We start from the raw sequence: 19,528 nt of genomic DNA, 5'->3' as shown, positions 1-19,528 counted from the left end.
CGGCGCGAGCGAAGGCGGTGCGGGCGCCAGGTTCACGACCGCCGGGTTCACGACCGCCGTCACCGAGGCCGTCGTCGACAGCATGAGCGAAACCCCCGACCCGCGTCTGCGCGAGCTGCTCACCGCCCTCACCCGGCACCTCCACGCCTTCGTCCGGGAGACCGAGCCGACGATGCGCGAGTGGGAGCGGGCCATCGGCTTCCTGACGGCGACCGGGCAGACCTGCACCGACACCCGGCAGGAGTTCATCCTCCTGTCGGACGTCCTCGGCGTCTCGATGCTCGTGGAGACCCTCAACGGCCACGGTGACCCGGGCGCGACCGAGTCGACCGTGCTCGGCCCCTTCCACATGACCGAGTCGCCGGTACGGGAACTCGGCGCCGACATCGACCTGGTGGGCGCCGGTGAGCCGTGCGTGGTCAGCGGACGGGTGCTCGACCGGGACGGAACTCCGCTGCCCGGCGCGGTACTCGACGTCTGGCAGGCCGACACCGAGGGCTACTACGACGTCCAGCAGCCCGACATCCAGCCGCCGGGCAACGGCCGCGGGCTCTTCACCGCGGACGCGGAGGGCCGCTTCTGGTTCCGCACCTGCGTGCCGAGCCCGTACCCGATCCCGACGGACGGCCCGGTCGGCGACCTCCTGAACGCCACCGGCCGGCACCCCTACCGCCCCGCCCACATCCACTTCATCGCCACGGCCGAGGGCCATGAACCCGTCACCACCCACATCTTCGTCGCGGGCAGCGACTACCTCGACTCGGACGCCGTGTTCGCCGTGAAGGAGAGCCTGGTTCAGGACTTCGCCGAGACCGACGACCCGCCCCTGGCAGCCGAGTTCGGCGTTCCGAACCCCTTCCGCCACGCGCGCTTCGACCTCGTACTGGAAAAGTCCGAGAAGTCGGTGGGGAGTAAGTCGTGAGCGGCGCACCGGACTTCGTCTACGAGGCCCAGCCGATGCGGGTCGTCCTGCGTGCCGGAGCGGCTGTCACCGCGACGCCCGGTGAGGCCGAACGGCTCGGCCTGCGGCGGCTGTTGGTGGTGTGCGGCGCACGCGGGAAGGACACCGCGCGGGCGGTCGCCGACGCACTCGGACCGGCCCTGGCCGGCCTGCACGACCAGGCGCGGATGCACGTACCCGTCGAAGTCGCCGAACGGGCCGTGGCGGTGGCGCTCGAAGTGGGCGCCGACGGGTGCGTGGCGGTCGGCGGCGGCAGCGCGATCGGCCTGGGGAAGGCGATCGCGCTGCGCACCGGCCTGCCGCTGATCGCCGTGCCCTCCACCTACTCCGGCTCGGAGATGACCCCCGTCTGGGGCCTGACCGAACAGGGCGTCAAACGCACCGGCCGCGACCGCTCCGTCCTGCCGCGCAGTGTGGTGTACGACCCCGAGCTGACCCTCTCCCTTCCCGTCCCGCTCTCGGTGACCAGCGGCATCAACGCCATCGCGCACGCGGTGGAAGCCCTGTACGCCCCGGATGCCTCCCCGCTCGTCTCCCTGATGGCCCGGGAAGGTGTACGGGCGATGGCCGAGGCACTCCCGGACGTGGCCGCCGACCCGGCGTCCCTCGACGCCCGCGGCCGGGCCCTGTACGGGGCGTGGCTGTGCGGCTCCTGCCTCGGCGCCACCACCATGGGCCTGCACCACAAGCTGTGCCATGTCCTCGGCGGCACCTTCGGCCTGCCGCACGCCGAGACCCACACGGTGGTCCTGCCGCACGCCCTGGCCTACAACGCGCCCGCCGCCCCGGACGCGGCCGACGCCGTCGCCCGTGCGCTGGGCGGAGCGCCCGACGCACCGACAGCCCTCTGGGAACTGGCCGGACGCCTTGGCGCACCACGCTCCCTCGCCGAACTCGGCCTGACGGAGGGCGATGTGGAGGTGGCGGCGACCCAGCTCACCGCTCAACGGCCTTACGCCAACCCGCGCGAGGTCACGCAGGAGGGAGTGCTTGCCCTGCTGCGCGCGGCGTTCCGGGGCGCGGCGCCCGGGACGACGGACTGAGAACCAAAAAAGATAAAAGAACCCAAAACTTAAAACACAACTGAATACACAACAGATATGACAACAGAAAGGCATTTCCCATGGCCCTCGCACTGCTCAGGCGTCTGCGGTCCAAAGGCGCCCCCGGTCGCGCGGGCCTCGCACTACCCCTGCCCGCCGGGGCCGGGGCCCTCAACTGCGAGGTCCTCGACCCGCTGGGCCAGCCGATGGGCGGCGCCGAGGTGACGGTGAGCGCGACCGACGCCCACCAGGTGGTGGCACGCGGTACGACGGACCCGTACGGCTACTTTCTCGCCGTGCTGCCGGCAGGCCGCTACAGCCTCATGGTCAGCGCCGAGGGGCTGACGCCGTACCGTGAGGCGGTCGATCTGCTCGCCGGTGAGATACTCCCGGCCCAACCTGTCCGGCTGGAGCCGGCCCGGCCGCTGGACCTGCCGGTGCCCGGCACCTGGCTGTTCGACCCGCCGCACACGGCGATCCGGTTCATCGCCAAGCACGTCGGCATGGGCCATGTGCACGGTCGCTTCGAGCGGTTCGAGGGCGGGATCCAGGTGGCGCGGACGATGACCGAGTCGCGGGTCCAGGTCCGTATCGACGCGTCGAGCATCACGACCGGCAACCGGACCCGGGACGACCATCTGCGGTCGCCGGACTTCCTGGACGTCGAGCGCTTCCCGTACATCGACTTCGTCAGCTCGCGTTTCTCCTACCGGGCCGGCGCGAAGTGGGCGGTGCAGGGCTCGCTCTCGATGCACGGCGTGAGCCGCTCGATATCGCTGGACACGACCTACCTGGGATCGGTCAACGGCGGCTACGGCGAGGAGTTGCGCTGCGCTGCCCACGCCAGGGCCGAACTGCACCGGGAGGACTACACCCTCAACTGGCGTTCCATGCTGGCGCGGGGCATCGCGGTGGTCGGTCCGACGGTCCAACTCGAGCTGGACGTACAGGCGATGTACCGGACTCACGACACCCCCACGCCTCCCGAGTGACCCATCTATGATATGGGCATGCCAATCTGACCGAGCGCCCGTTCCCGGGACGTCATCGATCAGGAGGCACTCATGACCCAAGCCGCTCCCGCGAAGAGACGTACGCGCACCCGCAGAGCCTCGCTCGTCCTCGGCAGCGCGGTCGCGCTGGTCGTCGCCTTTCCCGGCACGGCCCTGGCCGATCCGCCCGGGGCCCTGCCGGCCAACGCGGACAGCACCGAACAGACGTACCAGCCGGCCTACGACTACGACACCGACGGCTGCTACTCCAGCCCCGCCATCGGGTCCACGGGCACCCTCAACGGCGGCCTGAAGCCGACCGGCTCTCTCAACGGGCAGTGCAGGGACGCCTCCGACCTCGACAACACCAACGGCTACTCCCGCTACAAGTGCAACAACGGCTGGTGCGCGATCATCTACGGCCTCTACTTCGAGAAGGACCAGGCCCTCGCGGGAAGCAGCATCGGCGGGCATCGGCACGACTGGGAGCACGTGGTGGTGTGGGTGCGGGACGGCGTGGCGCAGTACGTCTCGACCTCCAACCACGGCAGCTTCAGCATCCACACCCGGGACCAGGTCCGCTGGGACGGCACGCATCCCAAGATCGTCTACCACAAGGACGGCATCAGGACGCACTGCTTCCGCCTCGCGGGCACCAACGACGAGCCGCCGGAGAACCACAAGGGAACCTGGCAGTTCCCGGCGCTGGTCGGCTGGAACGGCTACCCGTCAGGCATCCGCGACAAGTTGACCTCCGCCGACTGGGGCAGCGCCAACTTCGGCCTCAAGGACGGAAACTTCAACTCCCACCTGGCGGCGGCCATGCCGGCGGGCATCCCCTTCGACCCGAACGCCTGACGTCACCGTCATCGTCCCCGTCATTCGCAGCCGACGCCGTCGCCGTCCCGGTCGAGATGCCGTCCATAGCCGGGATCACCCACATGCACCGGGGCGGCTCCGGCCGCGCGGGCCGCCGCGCAGTTCCGGTAGTACACGTCGCCGCCACCGGAGTCGGAGCCCCCGTCCGATCCGGAACCACCGTCGGATCCGCTGTCGGAGCCGGTGTCGGATCGGGTGTCCGGCGCCGGTTCGGCCGTCACCGTTTTCGTCGCCAGCACGGTGACCGTGGCCGCGGGTTCGGGCGTCGCCGTCTCGGTCGCCGTGGCGGTGGCCGTGACCGTGGCGGTCGCGGTGGTGGTGACGGTCGCGGTGGGCTTCGGTTCGGCGGACACCGGGTCCTTCCCGTCCCCTTGGCCGCCGTCGCCGATGCCGAGCCCGATGATGAACGCGAGCCCGATGGCGGGCAGTACGAATCTCTTGCGCGCCCATCTGGGGCCCTGCCGGTCCGGTCCCGGGCCCGGTATCGGCCCCTGGGGCGTGTTGCCGGGCGGGATGCCGGGAGTGTTGTACGGGTTGCTCATGCTCGTCCCCCCTGTTGCGTTTCAGGTGGGACGACGTTAGAGCGTCGGATGAGGTGATAAGCGGTCCTTGATGCGCCGGTGACCGTTCCGTGACCGCTCGGACGCCCACGCGGGCGTGCGGTAGGGTTTCTCTGTGCGATCACGCGGGGCGACCGCGGGTCGACACAACGGGACGTGGCGCAGCTTGGTAGCGCACTTGACTGGGGGTCAAGGGGTCGCAGGTTCAAATCCTGTCGTCCCGACTCGAACGAGTCGCAGATCAGGGGCGGTTTCGGAGAAATCCGAGACCGCCCCTTGATCATGTTGTGGTCGTCGTCCTAGAGGAGACAGGGAGCTCATGACCGACTCGAACTCGGCGCGCGTGACCCTGCTGGTGCTGTACTCGCCCCGGCTCGAGGAATGCCGGCGCTTCTACGAGGGCCTCGGCCTGCGCTTCACGGCGGAGCGACACGGCCAGGGCCCCGAGCACTATGCCGCCGTCCTGGGCGACGGCGCGGTGTTCGAGCTGTATCCGGCCGGCCCGGACAAGCAGACCGGCGCCCTGCGTCTGGGCCTGACGATCGACGGCTCACGGGCTGCCGAACCGCTCGTCCGAGGGCGCCATCTGCTCACCGATCCGGACGGCCGCACCGTCGAGGTCCACTGCGACTGAACGGCGAGGACCACGTTACGAGCGGCCACCTTCATCGTTGACCGCACGGCGGACCGGGCGCCGTCCCTCGCGGGGAACGGCCGCCAACAACTCGCGGGTGAAGGGGCGTTCACGTCCGCTGTTCTCCCGCCGACGAGCGGCGAAACCCTCGCGCCGCACGCAACCGCCGCGTCCTCCGACCCCTCATACACAGGAGAGGCACAGACAGCGCGCGGAACGACAGGGGTGGCGATGGAGCGGCAGTGGTCCCGTCGAAGGTTCATGGTTTACTCGCTGGCCGCGACCACCCTGACCGTGGCCGCGCCGATCGGCTGCGACACGTCGTCGGCGGAGGGCGCCGAGCGCCGGGCCGCCGGCCCGGGCGCCCGGCCCGGCGTCGTGGTGACCGGTGACGACGACGAGATGCTGGTCCTGGAGGTCACCGCGGCGAACCGGGTCGTCGTGCGGCTGCCGCGTGTCGAGGTGGGCCAGGGGGTCACCACCGCGGTCGCCATGATGATCGCCGAGGAACTCGACGCCCGGCTGGCCGACGTCGACATCCCGCTCGCCGACGCCCGCACCAAGGGCAACCAGTACACCGGCGGTTCCAGCTCCGTCAGTTCGCTCTACGGACCGGCCCGCGCGCTGGCCGCCACCGCGCGCGCCCGCCTGGTGACCGCCGCCGCCCAGCGCTGGCGGCTGCCTGCGCGCACACTGCGGACCCGCAACACCATGGTGGTCGCACCGGACGGGCGCAGCGCCACCTTCGGATCGCTGACGGCGGTCGCCGCGAAGGTCACCCGGCCCAGGGTGTCCAGCAAGCCCAAACCCGCCTCCCGGCACCGGGTGATCGGGAAGCCGACGACCCGGATCGACGCACGGGACATCATCACCGGCAAGGCGCGGTACGCGGGCGACCTGAAGGTGGCCGGCGCGAAACCGACCGTGGTGGCCCGGCCGCCGACGCTCGGCGGGAAGATCCGCACGATCGACGACCGCGCGGCCCGCGCCATGCCGGGCGTCCGCGCGGTCGTACGGGTCGCGGGCGGCGTCGCCGTGGTCGCGGACACCTTCCACCACGCCTTCAAGGCCCGCGACGCCCTGCGCATCACCTGGGCGCCGGGCCCGCTGGCCGCGCTCTCCGACGCGGTCATCAGGTCCCGGCTGCGCGCCGCCGTCCCGCGTCTGGGCGCGGCGCCGAGCGGATCGACGCAGGTGACGGGCGAGTTCGAGTTCGCGTTTGTCGGACACGCCCCGATGGAGGTGCTGACCGCGGTGGCGGACGTCCGCGTGGACCGCGCCGAGCTGTGGTTCTCCACCCAGACCCCGATGGACGCGCGGGACTCCATCGCCTCGGCGGTCGGACTGCCGCCGTCGAAGGTCAAGGTCCATGTGATGCGGGGCGGCGGCTCGTTCGGGCGGCGGCTGAGCTACGACTTCGCCATCGAGGCCGCCCTGGTCGCCAAGGCGGCCCGTCGGCCGGTCAAGCTGATGTGGAGCCGAGGCGACGACCTGCGGCACGGCGCCATGCGCCCGGCCACCCACCACCGGATCAGAGCCAGCCACAAGAGCGGCCGGGTGGTGGCCTTCGCCCACGCGACGGCTTCGGTGAGCGAGGCCTGGGAGCGGGAGGGCACCTCCGCGCAGGGCGGGGTGACGTCAGTGGTCGCGCCGACGGGACGCATCCGGGAGGCGGGTCCGCTGCCCAGCGACAGCGGGCTCTACAACTTCGGCCGGCTGTCCGGGGATTCGGGCGGGGTGGAGCTGGCGGCGATACCGCTCGGCGCCTGGCGCTCGGTGGACTCCGGGACGACCAGGACCGTCGAGGAGATCATGGTCGACGAGATCGCCCGCAGCCTCGGCAAGGACCCGGTCGCCTTCCGGCGCACCGCACTCCGCAGCAGGGCCGTGCGCGCCGTGCTCGACAAGGCCGCGTCCGCCGGGAGTTGGGGTCGGACCATGCCCGCCGGACACGGGCAGGGCATGGCCGTCCACGAGGAGTACGGCTCCTGCGTCGCCTGCCTGATCGAGATCGACGCCACCGACCCGAAGAACCCGCGGGTCACCAGGGCGGTGATGGCGGCCGACGTCGGAACCGCCGTGAATCCGCGCGGACTTGAGGCCCAGCTCATGGGCACCACGATCGACGGCATCTCCACCGTCCTGCGGGCCGGCCTCCACATCGACCGGGGCGCGGTGCGCGAGGGCAGCTTCGCCGACTTCCACTATGCCCGCCAGCGGCACGCACCCCTGCACTTCGAGGCGCACATCATGCCGTCCAAGGGGGAGCCCGGCGGGGCCGGGGAGCTGGGGGTGCCGGCTGCGGCGGGCGCGGTCGCCAACGCGTACGCCCGGGCCACCGGCACCAAGCCCCGGCGATTCCCCCTCAACTTCTGACACCTGCCCCTGTCCCGCTTCCCTCCCGCCCCTGCCCCCGTCCCGCTCCCTCCCGCCGCTACCCCCGTCCCCTCCCTCCGGCCGCCAACCCCGTCCCCGTCTCCGCCCCACCCCCCACCCCGACCTCGCCTCCGAGAGGGTTCCGATGCCCCGCTACACCTTCGTCCTCAACGGCAAACCGGTCACCGTCGAGGCCCCGGCCGACATGCCGCTGCTGTGGGTGCTGCGCGACCTGCTGGACGTGACCGGCCCCAAGTACGGCTGCGGGGTCGGCGTCTGTCGCGCCTGCACCAGCCATCTCGACGGCGCGGAGATCCAGCCCTGCGTCGTGCCCGTCGCCGAGTGCGCGGACCGCAGCGTCACCACCATCGAGGGGCTGGCCGACGGCGAGACCCTGCACCCCGTGCAACAGGCGTGGCTCGACCAGGATGTCGCGCAGTGCGGCTTCTGCCAGCCGGGGCAGATCATGGCCGCCGCGGCCCTGCTCCAGCGCACGTCCGAGCCGACCGACGCGGACATCGACGCCATCGAGAACGTCTGCCGCTGCGGCACGTACTGCCGGATCCGCGAGGCCATCAAACAGGCCGCCGCCAGGACCGAGGGCTGACCCGCGGGGCGAAAGCAGGTCGGCCGGTATTGGCGAGTTCAGTTCCTCTGTGGCCGATATGGGTATGCTTCCGTGGAAGATTCCATCGGCCTGATCATGATGTGACGTTTCTGCGTAAAAACACCGCCCCGATAGACGTAGGGGTTTTATAGCACGTTGTGCTGTGCGGTGGATGTGATTCCCTGGTTTTCCATTCGGACGAGTGGTAGCCAATCGGCTCGGTTTGTCCGTGAGTTGACCCGGACAGTCCTTTCCCGTCGGGTTTGGGGATAGGCCGTGCGAATATTCTGGATTCGCACCCAAGGGATCATTTCGGGGCCGTGTACTGCATGAATTCGGAAGACTGTGCAAACGAGTTCGTCATCGGCGATGGGAAAATTCTTCGGGAGTTGTCCTGGGCGGAGATCGCCGGCCACCGGGAACGACTGATGAGACTGGTCCGCCGGCGGCTGCCGACCGCCCAGGACGCGGAGGACTGCGTCCAGGAGGCGATGCTCAGGGCGGCGGCCCACGACAACCTCGACCGGGAGCGGATCGGGCCCTTTCTGACCTCGGTCGCGCTGCGATTGTGCGTCGACCACTATCGCGAACTGGAGCGCAGGCGACGGCTGGTGGGCCGTACCGCGCACGTCAGCAGGCCTGTGCTGCCGGACGAGGACGTGTGCGACGAGGACTTCGGACGCTGGCTGCTGCGCCAGGTCCAGCAGCTGCGGGGCCGTGAGCGCCAGGTCATGCTGGCCCGCGCCGACGGTATCTCCACGATGGAGTTCGCCCGGATGCACCAGATCTCCCTGAAGGCGGCCGAGGGCGCGTTCACCCGGGGGCGGGCACGGCTGCGGCTCGTGTGCGCCCAGACGCTGGACGGGGCCCCGGCGCACCACAGGTAACGGACGGCCGAAATGCGATTCGGTGTGCGTCCGGCCTCTTGTGAACGACTTCCGGGTTACGGGAGTTCAGTCGACAAGGAAGGCATCGTAGTGGGCAGGAACAATACACAGGACACGATCAAGGATTTCATCGGCGATATCGCCGACAGTACCAAGAAGGCCTTCGACGACATTCTCGACCGAAGGGGTGACGAATACCGTGCCGGGGACTGGATCTCCGCGGGAAATCCCTACCAGGCACTGAACGGATTGCCGGGCGACGTACTGCGAACCGTCAGTGCTCTCTCCGCGCTCGGCGGGGTGGCAAATCCCGTGGCCGCACTGGCGAATGCGGCAGGCGCCGCCGCCGGAGTCGGCGCCGCGAATCCGCTGGCCGCTCTGACCGGCGCGGCCCCGAACCCGCTGGCCGCCCTCACCGGAGCGGCTCCCAACCCGCTGGCCGCTCTGACCGGCGCGGCCCCGAACCCGCTGGCCGCCCTCACCGGAGCGGCTCCCAACCCGCTGGCCGCTCTGACCGGGGCGGCCCCGAATCCGCTGGCCGCTCTCGCCGGAGCTGCCCCGAACCCCCTCGCCGCGCTCGCGGGCGGGGGCGCCAATCCGCTGGCCGTGCTCGGACAGGTGGCGGGCGGGGCGTCGTCGGCCGTGTCGGGAGCGGCCGACATGGCGGAGGGGCTGGCGGCGCTGCCCCGCCAGATCGCCCAGCTCTCCGAACTCGTCGCGAACCTGGTCGGCGTCCTGGAGAGCGTCCAGGGGGTCGCCGGAGCGGTGACGGGCGGTGGCGGCCGGGCACCGGCGGCGAGGAAGAGCGGCTGACGCTCACCGGCTGACGCGGGGCAGCCGACAGACGGCTGACCACGCTAGCCGACAGACGGCTGACCACGGCAGCCGACGGCGGGGCGGGGCCGGTCCCGCCCCGCCGGGTCGGCCACCGCCCACTCCCGCACCGCATAGGCACCCGTTCGCACGCGCTGCGAGGAAACGCGGCACACACAGAAGGTCGTGACACATGGGCAGTGCCCTGCTCGGCAGCCGGCTTCGGCTGGTCGTGAAGGTCCTGGGAAGCCTCGCGGCCGAAGAGGCCGGCCGGCTGGCCCGGGACCGCCGCCGCTCCCGGCGCGGAGCCGACGGCGAGGACGACGGGGGAGAAGGCGCAGGGGAGGGCGACGGAACCCGGCGCGCCAGGGCCGTACGGCACGCGCTCGAGAGTCTCGGCCCCTTCTACGTGAAGCTGGGTCAGATCCTCTCCACCCGGCCCGACATGGTGCCGCCCTCGATGATCGCGGAGCTGCAGAACCTGCACGACCAGGTCGACGTCCAGCCCTTCGCGGTCTTCGAACCCGTCCTCAGGGAGCAGCTCGGACCGGACTGGAAGCGCCGTTTCGACGACATCGACACCGTACGACCGCTGGGCGCGGCCTCCCTCGCCCAGGTGTACCGGGTCACCCTGCCCGGCGGGCACCCGGCGGTGGTGAAGGTGCAGCGCCCCGGCATCCGGGACGCGGTCCGCGCGGACATGGCCCTGATGCGCAGGGCGTCCAAGATCCTCGCCCGCACCGCGCCCCGCTTCAACGAGGTCATCGACATGGAGGCGATGCTCGGCTCCATCTTCGACGCCATGGAACCGGAACTCGACTTCACCGGCGAGGCCCGCAACATGGACGAGGCCCGTGAACACATCCGGCGCTATCCCACCCTCGCCGTGCCGACGGTCGTCCACGCCACCCCGAAACTGCTGGTGCAGTCGCTCGCGCCCGGCTCCTCCGTACGGCATCTCGACCGCGGCTCGTTCAGCGACCGGGAGCGCACGGACATCGGCAAGGACCTGCTGCGCTTCATGTACCGGGGCTACTTCGTCGACCGCATGTTCCACGCCGACCCGCACGCCGGCAACGTCTTCGCGCTGCCCGGCGGCCCGGCCACGCTCATCGACTGGGGCATGATCGGCCGCCTCGACCGGCGTACGAGCCTGCAACTGCTGCCCCTTCTCATGGCGCTCGCCCAGAACGACGGCCACGGCCTCGCCCGGGCCTGGGCGGACATGGGCCGGGTCACCCCGTGGTCCAACCTCCCGGCGTTCGCCGCCGACATGGCCGCCCTGGTGCCCAAGGTCGCCACGGCCTCCCTGGAGGACATCAACTTCGGGGTGTCCCTGACGACCGTGCTGGAGAAGGCGACGAAGCGGGGCATCGGCTCGGCGCCCGCCATCTCGCTGCTGGGCAAGTCCTTCGCCAACCTGGAGGGTTCGGTGCGCTGCCTGGCCCCGGACATCGCCCTCGCGGAGGTGTTCAAGGCGGAGGCGCGCGGGATCGTCATGGCCCTGCTGCGCGAGTACTTCTCCCTCGACCAGGCGGCCCGCAACACGATGGACTTCCTGTCCTTCGCCGTGTCCGCCCCCGAACAGCTGCGCGGCCTCCTCTCCGACGCCGCGAACCGGCAGTTCGCCCTCCAGCTCCATGAACCGCATACCCCCGCCGGTATGGGCGGGCAGCGGCCCTGGACCCCCTCGCGGGGACTGATGGCGCTCGGCGCCGCCGCCCTCCTCTTCGACCGCCGCCGCCCGCATCACTGACCCCTCTTCCCCTTCGCGGGCGTCAGCCCACCCGTCGTGCCACGTCCCGCAGCGCCTGCCCCAGAGTCGTCAGGAAGAGCCCCACCTCGTCGTCGCCGATGATCGCGGGCGGTGTCAGACGCAGCACCCGGGAGGCGTTGAGGGAGTGGTTGACCAGGACGCCCCGGCCGACCAGCTCGAGGACGAGTTCACCGACGAACCGTTCCTCGGTGAACTCCAGGCCGATCAACAGCCCCCGCCCGCGCACCTCGTGGACAAGCCCGCCGACGTACGGCGCGCACACCGCGCGAACCCCCGTGAGCAGCCCCGCACCGATCGCCCGCGCCCTGGCGACGACATCCTCCCGGGCCAGCGCCTCGACCGCCGCCCGCGCCGCCGCACAGGCGATCGGCGAGGCGGCGAACGTCGAGGTGTGCAGATAGGGGTCCCGGGAGAACGGCCCATACGCCGCCCCGGTCGCGACCATCGCCGCGACGGGCACCACCCCGCCGCTCAGCCCTTTGCCGACGAGGAGGACGTCCGGCGCGACCTCCCCGGCGGTCTCGACGCCCTCCTGCCCCTCCCCGTCCAGCCCCCACCACGAGCCCAGCCGCCCGAGGCCCGTCTGGATCTCGTCGACGATCAGGAACGCCCCGTACGCCCGGCACAGTCGGCTTACCTCCGCCAGATGGCCCGGCGGCGGAATCCGCACCCCGCCCTCGCCCTGCACCGGTTCGACGATGACGCAGGCCCGTTCGCCGAGCAGGGCGAGCGTCTCCTTCAGGGCGTCCGCGTCGCCGTAGGGGACGACGTGGCTGTCCGGCAGCAGCGGGCGGAAGGGCTCCTGGTACTTGGCGTTGGCGGTCGCCGAGAGCGCGCCCAGGGTCTTGCCGTGGTAGCCGCCGGCCATGCTGACCAGCGCGGTGTGCCCGTGGGCACGCGCCAGTTTGAGGGCCGCCTCGGTCGCCTCGGCACCGGAGTTGACGAAATGCACCCGGTCGAGACCGGCCGGGGTGCGGGCGGCGAGGGCCTCGGCGGCGCGGGCCGCGACCGGCTCCAGGAAGACCCGGGAGGCCAGCGGATGGGCGTCCACCTGGCAGTGCACGGCCGCTGTCACCGCGGGGTGCCGGTGGCCGAGGATGAAGACCCCGTACCCGCCGAAGTCGAGATAGCGGCGCCCGTCCTCGGTGAAGATCCACGCCCCGTCGGACGCGGTCTCCAGCATGCCGCCGAGCACGGTGCCCATGACGGCCCGGCCGGAGGAGAGATGCTCGCGGTAGAGGTGAGCGACGTGCGCGCGGCTGTCCGGGCGGATCCCGGAGTCGATCGGTACCGTCGTCATGACGCCAACTCCGTTTCCTGGACCGACTGTTGGGGTTTCGCGGAGGTGGTGGCCGACGGGACGCGTTGCCGCCCGCGCATTCCGCCGGGGCGGGCTGCCCAGGCGACCAGGTTGCGCACCAGGGCCCGGCGCAGCTCCGCCTTCGTCACCGCCCGGCCGCAGTGCGGGGTACCGAGGGACGACTCGAAGGGCAGTGCCCGCTGGAAGACCAGCAGCAGTTCCGCGTACGTGTGGAAGCGGCGGCGCAGCGACTCCGGGAACGTGGGGCCCTCGATCAGCGGCAGCAGCAGCCGGTGCACGGACTCCAGCGGAATCAGCCGGGGCGGATGCGGCCGGGGCCCGTACCGGTCGGCGAACTCCAGGCAGATGTCGATGACTTCGGTCTGCGGCAGCACCTCCGAGCCGGCCGTCAGCCAGTACTCGCCCCCGGTCACCCCGCCGCGCATGAGGTCGCCCACCGCACGGGCCACGACATCCTGGGGCACCATGTCGATGCGCGAGTCCGGCCCACCCGGCATGACCGGAACCTGGCCCTTGACGATGGCCCCCAGTGCCCGCGTCAGCCCCTGCACCCCGGCGATCCGGCCGGTCACCGAGTCGCCCATCACCACCGACGGCCGCATGATCACCCCGGGCACCGGCGCTTCCCGGACCGCCTGTTCGGCCTCCGTCTTCGAGGCGAGATACGCGGCGGCCCCGGGAAAGCGCTCCTGTTCCTCCGGGGCCAGCGGGTTGGCGACGAACGCGGTGCTCATGTGGAAGAAGGGTGCGTCGGCGAGGGCGGCGAGGTCGAGCATCGTGCGGGTGCCGCCGAGATTGGCGCGCCGGATCAGGTCGGGTTCCCACTGCCAGTTGGTGGCGGCGGCCGAGTGGAGCACGACGTCCACCTCGGCGGCGAGACCGGTGAACTCGGCTGTGGACAGGCCGAGTCGGGGCTGCATCAGATCGGCGTGGAACTCCCGCACCCGGGGATCGTCCACCGGGGTGCGATGGCGCGGGCAGATGATGCGGAAGTGGGGCAGGAGTTCGTCGATCAGAGCTCTGCCGAGCACTCCGGTGCCACCGGTGAGCAGGACGGTGGGCCGGGTACCGGGCCGGATGTCGGGCCGGATGTCTGGCCGCGTCCCGGGCATGGTTTCGGGCATGGCGAAGTTCCCCCTCGGTCGGATGGGCGACGGTCGGCGTCGGGTCGTACGGCGCCGTGGGTCTCGTACTGCCTGAAAAACCCTCAGGCGACCGTCAGCGGTGCCTCGTCCAGATACGCGGCCAGTGGGCCCGTCATCCGTGACCTCGACGGCGGATGCAGGGCGAGGCCGTTGACGCAGGCGGCGAGGTAGCCGATCTCGTCCGAGGCCATGAAGCCGAGCCCGCCCAGCAGTTCCACCGCGCGCGGGACGATCCGGGCGAGCGTGTCCTGCACGGTGTAGCGCACGTACAGGGAGTCGGCGAGAGCGGACTCGTCGGGGGTCGCCTCGTCCACCCGCCTGGCCAGGCCCTCCACGGCGGCCATCGCGCCCTCCGTCTCCACCAGCAGCCGCACCCGTTCGGCGTCGGGCACCCGGTCCTTGCGCAGCACCCGCTCCACCAGGGCGCTCGCGGCGCCGAGATAGCTGCCGGTCATCAGCAGTTCGAACCAGATGAGCCCGGCGGTCTGCACCTCGTCCAGCCGGGCGCCCGCCGGGGACGCGGTGCGCACCAGCAGTTCCGGCGGTACCAGGACGTCGTCCAGGGTGACCTGGTCGCTCTCGGCGCCCGCGAGGAAGCTGCTCGCCCAGAAGGCGCTGACACTCAGGCCCTCGGACTCGGCGGGCACCAGGGCCACGGCCAGTTCCTCGCCCTCGCCGTCCTCGCGCGGCACCATCACGCTGGCCGTGAGCAGATCCATCGACCGGGCCAGACTGCACGGCCGTTTCACCCCGGTGACGCGTACGCCGTCGGCGGTCACCGTGGCGGTCATGGCGGGGGAGAGGATGCCGGTGCCGCTGCGGCCCTCCGCGAAGCCGGACGCCATGAGGCGGTTGTCGGCCGCGACGCCCTGGACGAGCATCCACTCCAGACCCTCACCCCCACCGGCTTCGCTCAGCCCGACCAGCGTGGCCATCGAGAAGTGGTGCATGGTCGTCGCCACCGCCAGCGAGGGGGAGCGGCTGCCGAGTGCCCGCTGCACCCGTACCGCTTCGAGAGCGGTCGCGCCCCGCCCCTGGAGGGCCGTCGGCGCCAGCAGCCCCGGGCCGCCGCACTCCCTGAACAGCCCGATGCCCGGACTCTCCGTGCTCTCCAGCACCATCAGCGGCAGGGCCCGCAGCCCGTCGTCGAGGCCGGGCAGCAACTTCGTGAGGGCCGCGCGCTCGCGCTCCAGGAATCTCATGTCGTCCCCTGCTTCCTCGGTCCGCGAAGGCCGCCGGCGTCGTCGTTCGTCTCGTCACGAGCTTTACGAGCCCACCGTGTGGACCCCTCGCCGAAGGGGCGGGGCGGACGCGGCCCGGCGCCCCGGGCGTCCGCCGTACGAGACGCCCTTGACGTGTGCCGCGAGCGGATCGACACTCCATTTGGGAATCCTAGTGAAAAGGTAGGGAAACGTGATGCGCGTGGAGTCGAAGGCCCCTCGGGTGGCTCACCCACCCCGGCCGACCCCGCTGCTGACCTCCCGCCGGCACATCGACCTGCAGCGAGTCTGCAGCTCCATCAGCCGCCCGCGCTGAACCCGGCCGCCCACCCCGCGCCATACCGGCGGCCACCCGACTACGCCTTCCGCCGCGCGTACGTCTGCGCACCACACCTGGGGAGACTCATGTCCGTCACACCACTGGCCGCCGGCTCCGCCCGTCCGGGCCCCGCCTTCCGTGGCCGGCTCGGCCGGGACTCGCGCAGCGGCCACTACGCCGTGCCGCGCCGCTACCGCCTCCACCTGTCCCCGGCCGACCCCGACTGTCTGCGGATCGCCGTCACCCACAGCCTCCTCGGCCTCGACGCGGCCTGTCCGGTGACCGAACTGCCCGCCGTCCCCGACGCCCCCGGCGGCGGACACTCCGCACTGCGCCCGCTGTACGAGGCGAGCGCGCACCGCTACTCCGGCGCCGCCACCGCCCCCGTGCTCAGCGACGACTGGTCGGGGCGCATCGTCAGCACGCACACCCCGGACATCCTGCGCGACCTGGCCAAGCACTTCGGCGGCGGCCGTCCCACGCTGTACCCGTGCGGTCAGGAAGCGGAGATCGAGGCCGTCGAGCGGCTGTGCGCCCAGCACTTCGGCGGGCCCGCGTCCACCGCGCAGCGCGCCGGAGACGCCGACGCCGACGACACCGACCGCGCCGAGGCGCTCGCCTCCCTGCTGCGTACCCTGGGCTCGCTCGACGCACGGCTGGCCGCCGACCCGTATCTGCTCGGCGACCGGCTGACCGCCGCCGACGTGGAACTCTGGGTCGCCCTGGTGCGCCTCGACACCGTGCACCGCTGGCACCTGGACGCCGCCGCCGTGCACCGCATCGCCGACCACCCCGCGCTGTGGGCCTATGCCCGCCGGCTCGCCGCCCACCCGGCGTTCGGCCCCCACCTCGACCTCGACGCCATCGCGCGCCGGCATCACGCCCACTGCCAGGGGCTGGAGGCCGCGGGGGCGGCGGTGCAGATCCTGGACTGGGCCGCCCATGCGAAGCGCTCCGCGGGTTAGGCGGTTTTTGGCTGCGGCTCCGGTGGGGGCTTGTCGCGCAGTTCCCCGCGCCCCCATGGGGCGCGTTTCGCGGGCGGTCAGTGTTCATCTGGCTGTCACGAAAGGGTGGAAGACGTGGGGCTGGGTGGTTGTTGACCTGGTTGTGTTGAAGCCCATTCCATGCCGTCCGAGGTTGTTCTCGCGGCGGCACATCGACCTCCTGCGGGTGGCCGGTGCGCTCTGTCGTCCCTGATCGCTGTCTCGGTTTTCTCCCGTACGGTCGATCAGGAAGGCACCTCGTCGTGTCCGCATCAGCTTCGCCCCATTCCTCTTCCTCTGCCCCCCTCCACCTCGCCGTCGCCCTGGACGGCGCCGGCTGGCACCCGGCCGCCTGGCGTGAACCCGTCGCCAGGCCGGGGGAGTTGTTCACCGCCCGCTACTGGGCCGATCTGGTCGCCGAGGCCGAGCGCGGACTGCTCGACTTCGTGACCATCGAGGACGGCCTCGGCCTCCAGTCCTCGCACCCGCTCGAGCAGGACGGGCGAACCGACCAGGTCCGGGGCCGCCTCGACGCGGTCCTGATCGCCGCCCGCGTCGCTCCCCTCAGCCGGCACATCGGTGTGGTGCCGACCGTGGTGGCCACGCACACCGAGCCGTTCCACATCTCCAAGGCGATCGCCACTCTCGACTATGTGAGCACCGGCCGCGCGGGACTGCGCGTCCAGATCACCGCCCGGCAGAACGAGACCGCCCACTTCGGCCGCCGCTCCGTGCCGGACGTCGCCTCGGTGACCGACCCGCGGGCCTGGGAGTCGGCGGCCGCCCTCTTCGACGAGGCCGCCGACTACGTCGAGGTGGTGCGCCGGCTCTGGGACAGCTGGGAGGACGACGCGGAGATCCGCTCCACCGCCACCGGCCGGTTCGTCGACCGGGAGAAGCTGCACTACATCGACTTCGAGGGCCCGCACTTCAGTGTCAAGGGCCCCTCGATCACCCCTCGCCCGCCGCAGGGACAGCCGGTGGTCACCGCGCTGGCCCATGCGACCGTCCCGTACCGCCTGGTGGCCCGCTCGGCCGACGTCGGCTATGTCACCCCGCACGACGCGGCCCAGGCGCGCGCCATCGTCGAGGAGATCCGAGCCGAGCAGTCGGCGGCCGGCCGCGCCGGTGAACTCCTGCACGTCTTCGGCGACCTGGTGGTCTTTCTCGACGAGACCCCGGAGGCCGCGGCGGCCCGCCGGGAGCGGCTGGACGCCCTCGCCGGGTACGAATACACCAGCGACGCCCGGATATTCGCCGGTACGCCCGGCCAACTCGCCGACCTGCTCCAGGAGTTGGCGTCGGCCGGACTGTCCGGCTTCCGGCTGCGGCCGGCTGTCGCCGGGCACGATCTGCCCGCCATCACCCAGGGGCTGGTCCCCGAACTCCAGCGCCGGGGCGTCTTCCGGCAGGCGTACGAGGCCGACACCCTGCGCGGGCTGCTGGGCCTGGGCCGTCCGGCCAACCGCTACGCCACCGCCACTGCCTCTGTCAGCGCCTGAGCCGGAAGGACCGTACGACCATGAGCAAGCCGCTGAAGCAGATCCATCTGGCCGCGCACTTCCCCGGGGTCAACAACACCACCGTGTGGAGCGACCCGCAGGCCGGCAGCCATATCGAGTTCAGCTCCTTCGCGCACTTCGCGCGGACCGCCGAACGCGCCAAGTTCGACTTCCTGTTCCTCGCCGAGGGCCTGCGACTGCGTGAACAGGGCGGAAAAATCTACGACTTGGACGTTGTCGGACGCCCCGACACCTTCACCGTCCTGGCCGCGCTCGCCGCCGTCACCGAGCACCTCGGGCTCACCGGCACCATCAACTCCACCTTCAACGAGCCCTACGAGGTGGCCCGCCAGTTCGCCAGCCTCGACCACCTCTCCGACGGGCGTGCCGCCTGGAACGTCGTCACCTCCTGGGACGCCTTCACCGGCGAGAACTTCCGCCGCGGCGGCTTCCTCCCCCAGGAGGAGCGCTACTCGCGGGCCAAGGAGTTCCTCCAGACCGCGGGCGAGCTCTTCGACTCCTGGCAGGGCGAGGAGATCCTCGCCGACCAGCAGAGCGGCACCTTCCTGCGGGACGCGAAGGCCGGCGCCTTCGTCCACCACGGGCAGCACTTCGACATCGAGGGACAGTTCAACGTGCCCCGCTCCCCGCAGGGCCGCCCGGTGATCTTCCAGGCCGGTGACTCCGACGAGGGCCGAGAGTTCGCCGCCTCCACCGCCGACGCCATCTTCAGCCGCTACGCCACCCTCACCGAGGGCCAGGCCTTCTACACGGACGTCAAGAACCGCCTCGCCAAGTACGGCCGCCACGCGGACGAGCTGAAGATCCTGCCCGCCGCGAGCTTCGTCCTGGGCGACACCGACGCCGAGGCGGAGGAACTCGCCCACGAGGTACGCCGTCAGCAGGTCAGCGGTGCCACCGCCATCAAGCACCTCGAGTTCGTGTGGAACCGCGACCTCTCCGGGTACGACCCCGACGGGCCGCTGCCCGACATCGACCCCGACCTCGGCGAACACACCATCGCCCGGGGGCGGGCCCAGGTGCGGATGTACCGCGACCCGCTGGCCACCGCCCGCGAATGGCGCGAGCGCGCGGAGGCCAACAACTGGTCCATCCGTGACCTTGTGATCGAGACCAGCAACCGGCAGAACTTCGTCGGCTCCCCGGCCACCGTCGCCGCGACCATCAACGATTTCGTTCAGGCCGACGCCAGCGACGGCTTCATCCTCGTCCCGCACATCACCCCGACCGGCCTCGACCCGTTCGCCGACAAGGTCGTCCCGCTCCTCCAGGAACGCGGCGTCTTCCGCACCGAGTACGAGGGCACGACATTGCGCGACCACCTCGGCCTCGCCCACCCCGACGCCGAGAAGGCGGGGGAGCGGGCGGCGTCCTGACAGTTCCCGTACCCGCATGGCGTGGTCGAGGACGTCACCCTCCCCCAGAAGGTGACGTCCTCGACCGCTCCCCCGAGTGCCCGACGGTTGGTTCGATTCGTCCGCGGCCGTC

Annotated in this window: 19 protein-coding genes and 1 tRNA gene; 16 read left to right on the top strand and 4 right to left on the bottom strand. The window is 71.4% G+C overall.

Going from position 1 to position 19,528, the window contains the following annotated elements; translation table 11 throughout:
• Nucleotides 1-82 precede the first annotated feature (82 nt).
• The 4 genes from ABZ855_RS06360 to ABZ855_RS06345 all read left to right on the top strand — a co-directional run bounded on the left by ABZ855_RS06360 (nucleotide 83) and on the right by ABZ855_RS06345 (nucleotide 3,854).
• Nucleotides 83-922: an intradiol ring-cleavage dioxygenase gene (locus ABZ855_RS06360; RefSeq protein ID WP_360801890.1), complete on the top strand. Its 840-nt coding sequence runs from the start codon at nucleotides 83-85 to the stop codon at nucleotides 920-922.
• Nucleotides 919-2,004, top strand: a complete 1,086-nt coding sequence (locus ABZ855_RS06355; protein WP_360801790.1) for a maleylacetate reductase — start codon at nucleotides 919-921, stop codon at nucleotides 2,002-2,004. The genes ABZ855_RS06360 and ABZ855_RS06355 overlap by 4 nt, the downstream gene beginning before the upstream one ends.
• Nucleotides 2,005-2,084: 80 nt before the next feature.
• Nucleotides 2,085-2,996 carry a YceI family protein gene (locus ABZ855_RS06350; protein ID WP_360801787.1) on the top strand — a complete coding sequence of 304 codons (912 nt, stop codon included), beginning with the start codon at nucleotides 2,085-2,087 and terminating at the stop codon, nucleotides 2,994-2,996.
• A 72-nt stretch (nucleotides 2,997-3,068) separates the two neighbouring features.
• The gene (locus tag ABZ855_RS06345; protein ID WP_360801784.1) at nucleotides 3,069-3,854 is read left to right on the top strand and encodes an NPP1 family protein; all 786 of its coding nucleotides are present in this window, start codon (nucleotides 3,069-3,071) and stop codon (nucleotides 3,852-3,854) included.
• A gap of 20 nt (nucleotides 3,855-3,874) precedes the next feature.
• On the opposite strand, the gene ABZ855_RS06340 is transcribed toward ABZ855_RS06345, so the two are convergent.
• Complete coding sequence (locus tag ABZ855_RS06340) at nucleotides 3,875-4,417, bottom strand: excalibur calcium-binding domain-containing protein (protein WP_360801781.1); 543 nt, start codon at nucleotides 4,415-4,417, stop codon at nucleotides 3,875-3,877.
• Between the two features lie 168 nt (nucleotides 4,418-4,585).
• Between ABZ855_RS06340 and ABZ855_RS06335 the strand changes: the two genes are divergently transcribed.
• The 7 genes from ABZ855_RS06335 to ABZ855_RS06305 all read left to right on the top strand — a co-directional run bounded on the left by ABZ855_RS06335 (nucleotide 4,586) and on the right by ABZ855_RS06305 (nucleotide 11,508).
• Nucleotides 4,586-4,659 (top strand) — tRNA-Pro (locus ABZ855_RS06335).
• Nucleotides 4,660-4,754: 95 nt separating this feature from the next.
• Entirely contained in the window at nucleotides 4,755-5,069 is a 315-nt protein-coding gene (locus tag ABZ855_RS06330) for a glyoxalase/bleomycin resistance/dioxygenase family protein (protein ID WP_360801778.1), read from the top strand.
• Between the two features lie 261 nt (nucleotides 5,070-5,330).
• Complete coding sequence (locus ABZ855_RS06325; protein WP_360801775.1) at nucleotides 5,331-7,445, top strand: molybdopterin cofactor-binding domain-containing protein; 2,115 nt, start codon at nucleotides 5,331-5,333, stop codon at nucleotides 7,443-7,445.
• 145 nt (nucleotides 7,446-7,590) lie between these two features.
• Nucleotides 7,591-8,052 (top strand): (2Fe-2S)-binding protein, encoded by a 462-nt coding sequence (locus tag ABZ855_RS06320; protein WP_360801772.1) that lies wholly within the window; start codon nucleotides 7,591-7,593, stop codon nucleotides 8,050-8,052.
• Nucleotides 8,053-8,381: 329 nt separating this feature from the next.
• Complete coding sequence (locus ABZ855_RS06315; RefSeq protein ID WP_360801769.1) at nucleotides 8,382-8,939, top strand: sigma-70 family RNA polymerase sigma factor; 558 nt, start codon at nucleotides 8,382-8,384, stop codon at nucleotides 8,937-8,939.
• Nucleotides 8,940-9,029: 90 nt separating this feature from the next.
• Nucleotides 9,030-9,752 (top strand): hypothetical protein, encoded by a 723-nt coding sequence (locus ABZ855_RS06310; protein WP_360801766.1) that lies wholly within the window; start codon nucleotides 9,030-9,032, stop codon nucleotides 9,750-9,752.
• Nucleotides 9,753-9,945: 193 nt separating this feature from the next.
• On the top strand, nucleotides 9,946-11,508 hold the full coding sequence (locus ABZ855_RS06305) for an AarF/UbiB family protein (RefSeq protein ID WP_360801763.1): 1,563 nt from the start codon (nucleotides 9,946-9,948) through the stop codon (nucleotides 11,506-11,508).
• Between the two features lie 22 nt (nucleotides 11,509-11,530).
• On the opposite strand, the gene ABZ855_RS06300 is transcribed toward ABZ855_RS06305, so the two are convergent.
• The 3 genes from ABZ855_RS06300 to ABZ855_RS06290 all read right to left on the bottom strand — a co-directional run bounded on the left by ABZ855_RS06300 (nucleotide 11,531) and on the right by ABZ855_RS06290 (nucleotide 15,197).
• Nucleotides 11,531-12,829: an aminotransferase class III-fold pyridoxal phosphate-dependent enzyme gene (locus ABZ855_RS06300; protein WP_360801760.1), complete on the bottom strand. Its 1,299-nt coding sequence runs from the start codon at nucleotides 12,827-12,829 to the stop codon at nucleotides 11,531-11,533.
• A complete protein-coding gene (locus ABZ855_RS06295) occupies nucleotides 12,826-13,974 on the bottom strand; it encodes an SDR family oxidoreductase (protein ID WP_360801757.1) in 1,149 nt (382 codons plus the stop codon). Before ABZ855_RS06295 ends, ABZ855_RS06300 begins: the two co-directional genes overlap by 4 nt.
• An 83-nt stretch (nucleotides 13,975-14,057) precedes the next feature.
• The gene (locus ABZ855_RS06290) at nucleotides 14,058-15,197 is read right to left on the bottom strand and encodes an acyl-CoA dehydrogenase family protein (RefSeq protein WP_360801754.1); all 1,140 of its coding nucleotides are present in this window, start codon (nucleotides 15,195-15,197) and stop codon (nucleotides 14,058-14,060) included.
• A gap of 214 nt (nucleotides 15,198-15,411) precedes the next feature.
• Here ABZ855_RS06290 and ABZ855_RS06285 point away from each other — a divergent pair, with 214 nt between their 5' ends.
• From ABZ855_RS06285 to ABZ855_RS06265, 5 genes are all read left to right on the top strand, one after another.
• Nucleotides 15,412-15,531 carry a putative leader peptide gene (locus tag ABZ855_RS06285; RefSeq protein WP_319201754.1) on the top strand — a complete coding sequence of 40 codons (120 nt, stop codon included), beginning with the start codon at nucleotides 15,412-15,414 and terminating at the stop codon, nucleotides 15,529-15,531.
• A gap of 89 nt (nucleotides 15,532-15,620) precedes the next feature.
• On the top strand, nucleotides 15,621-16,499 hold the full coding sequence (locus ABZ855_RS06280) for a glutathione S-transferase C-terminal domain-containing protein (protein ID WP_360801750.1): 879 nt from the start codon (nucleotides 15,621-15,623) through the stop codon (nucleotides 16,497-16,499).
• Nucleotides 16,477-16,731, top strand: coding sequence for a putative leader peptide (locus ABZ855_RS06275; RefSeq protein WP_360801747.1), 255 nt, complete (start codon nucleotides 16,477-16,479; stop codon nucleotides 16,729-16,731). The genes ABZ855_RS06280 and ABZ855_RS06275 overlap by 23 nt, the downstream gene beginning before the upstream one ends.
• Nucleotides 16,732-16,780: 49 nt before the next feature.
• Complete coding sequence (locus ABZ855_RS06270) at nucleotides 16,781-18,019, top strand: LLM class flavin-dependent oxidoreductase (RefSeq protein ID WP_360801744.1); 1,239 nt, start codon at nucleotides 16,781-16,783, stop codon at nucleotides 18,017-18,019.
• A 20-nt stretch (nucleotides 18,020-18,039) separates the two neighbouring features.
• On the top strand, nucleotides 18,040-19,416 hold the full coding sequence (locus tag ABZ855_RS06265) for an NtaA/DmoA family FMN-dependent monooxygenase (protein WP_360801741.1): 1,377 nt from the start codon (nucleotides 18,040-18,042) through the stop codon (nucleotides 19,414-19,416).
• Nucleotides 19,417-19,528: the final 112 nt, after the last annotated feature.

The sequence above is a fragment of the Streptomyces sp. NPDC047042 genome (assembly GCF_040644035.1).
GTDB lineage: Bacteria > Actinomycetota > Actinomycetes > Streptomycetales > Streptomycetaceae > Streptomyces.
This window is presented reverse-complemented; position numbering and strand designations above follow the sequence as displayed.

Bases quoted from the DNA above. Each gene is read 5' to 3' on its own strand.
- ABZ855_RS06360 (WP_360801890.1), top strand. From the start codon at position 83: ATGAGCGAAACCCCCGACCCGCGTCTGCGCGAGCTGCTCACCGCCCTC.
- ABZ855_RS06350 (WP_360801787.1), top strand. From the start codon at position 2,085: ATGGCCCTCGCACTGCTCAGGCGTCTGCGGTCCAAAGGCGCCCCCGGT.
- ABZ855_RS06345 (WP_360801784.1), top strand. From the start codon at position 3,069: ATGACCCAAGCCGCTCCCGCGAAGAGACGTACGCGCACCCGCAGAGCC.
- ABZ855_RS06340 (WP_360801781.1), bottom strand. From the start codon at position 4,417: ATGAGCAACCCGTACAACACTCCCGGCATCCCGCCCGGCAACACGCCC.
- ABZ855_RS06330 (WP_360801778.1), top strand. From the start codon at position 4,755: ATGACCGACTCGAACTCGGCGCGCGTGACCCTGCTGGTGCTGTACTCG.
- ABZ855_RS06325 (WP_360801775.1), top strand. From the start codon at position 5,331: ATGGTTTACTCGCTGGCCGCGACCACCCTGACCGTGGCCGCGCCGATC.
- ABZ855_RS06320 (WP_360801772.1), top strand. From the start codon at position 7,591: ATGCCCCGCTACACCTTCGTCCTCAACGGCAAACCGGTCACCGTCGAG.
- ABZ855_RS06315 (WP_360801769.1), top strand. From the start codon at position 8,382: ATGAATTCGGAAGACTGTGCAAACGAGTTCGTCATCGGCGATGGGAAA.
- ABZ855_RS06305 (WP_360801763.1), top strand. From the start codon at position 9,946: ATGGGCAGTGCCCTGCTCGGCAGCCGGCTTCGGCTGGTCGTGAAGGTC.
- ABZ855_RS06300 (WP_360801760.1), bottom strand. From the start codon at position 12,829: ATGACGACGGTACCGATCGACTCCGGGATCCGCCCGGACAGCCGCGCG.
- ABZ855_RS06295 (WP_360801757.1), bottom strand. From the start codon at position 13,974: ATGCCCGAAACCATGCCCGGGACGCGGCCAGACATCCGGCCCGACATC.
- ABZ855_RS06290 (WP_360801754.1), bottom strand. From the start codon at position 15,197: ATGAGATTCCTGGAGCGCGAGCGCGCGGCCCTCACGAAGTTGCTGCCC.
- ABZ855_RS06285 (WP_319201754.1), top strand. From the start codon at position 15,412: ATGCGCGTGGAGTCGAAGGCCCCTCGGGTGGCTCACCCACCCCGGCCG.
- ABZ855_RS06280 (WP_360801750.1), top strand. From the start codon at position 15,621: ATGTCCGTCACACCACTGGCCGCCGGCTCCGCCCGTCCGGGCCCCGCC.
- ABZ855_RS06275 (WP_360801747.1), top strand. From the start codon at position 16,477: ATGCGAAGCGCTCCGCGGGTTAGGCGGTTTTTGGCTGCGGCTCCGGTG.
- ABZ855_RS06265 (WP_360801741.1), top strand. From the start codon at position 18,040: ATGAGCAAGCCGCTGAAGCAGATCCATCTGGCCGCGCACTTCCCCGGG.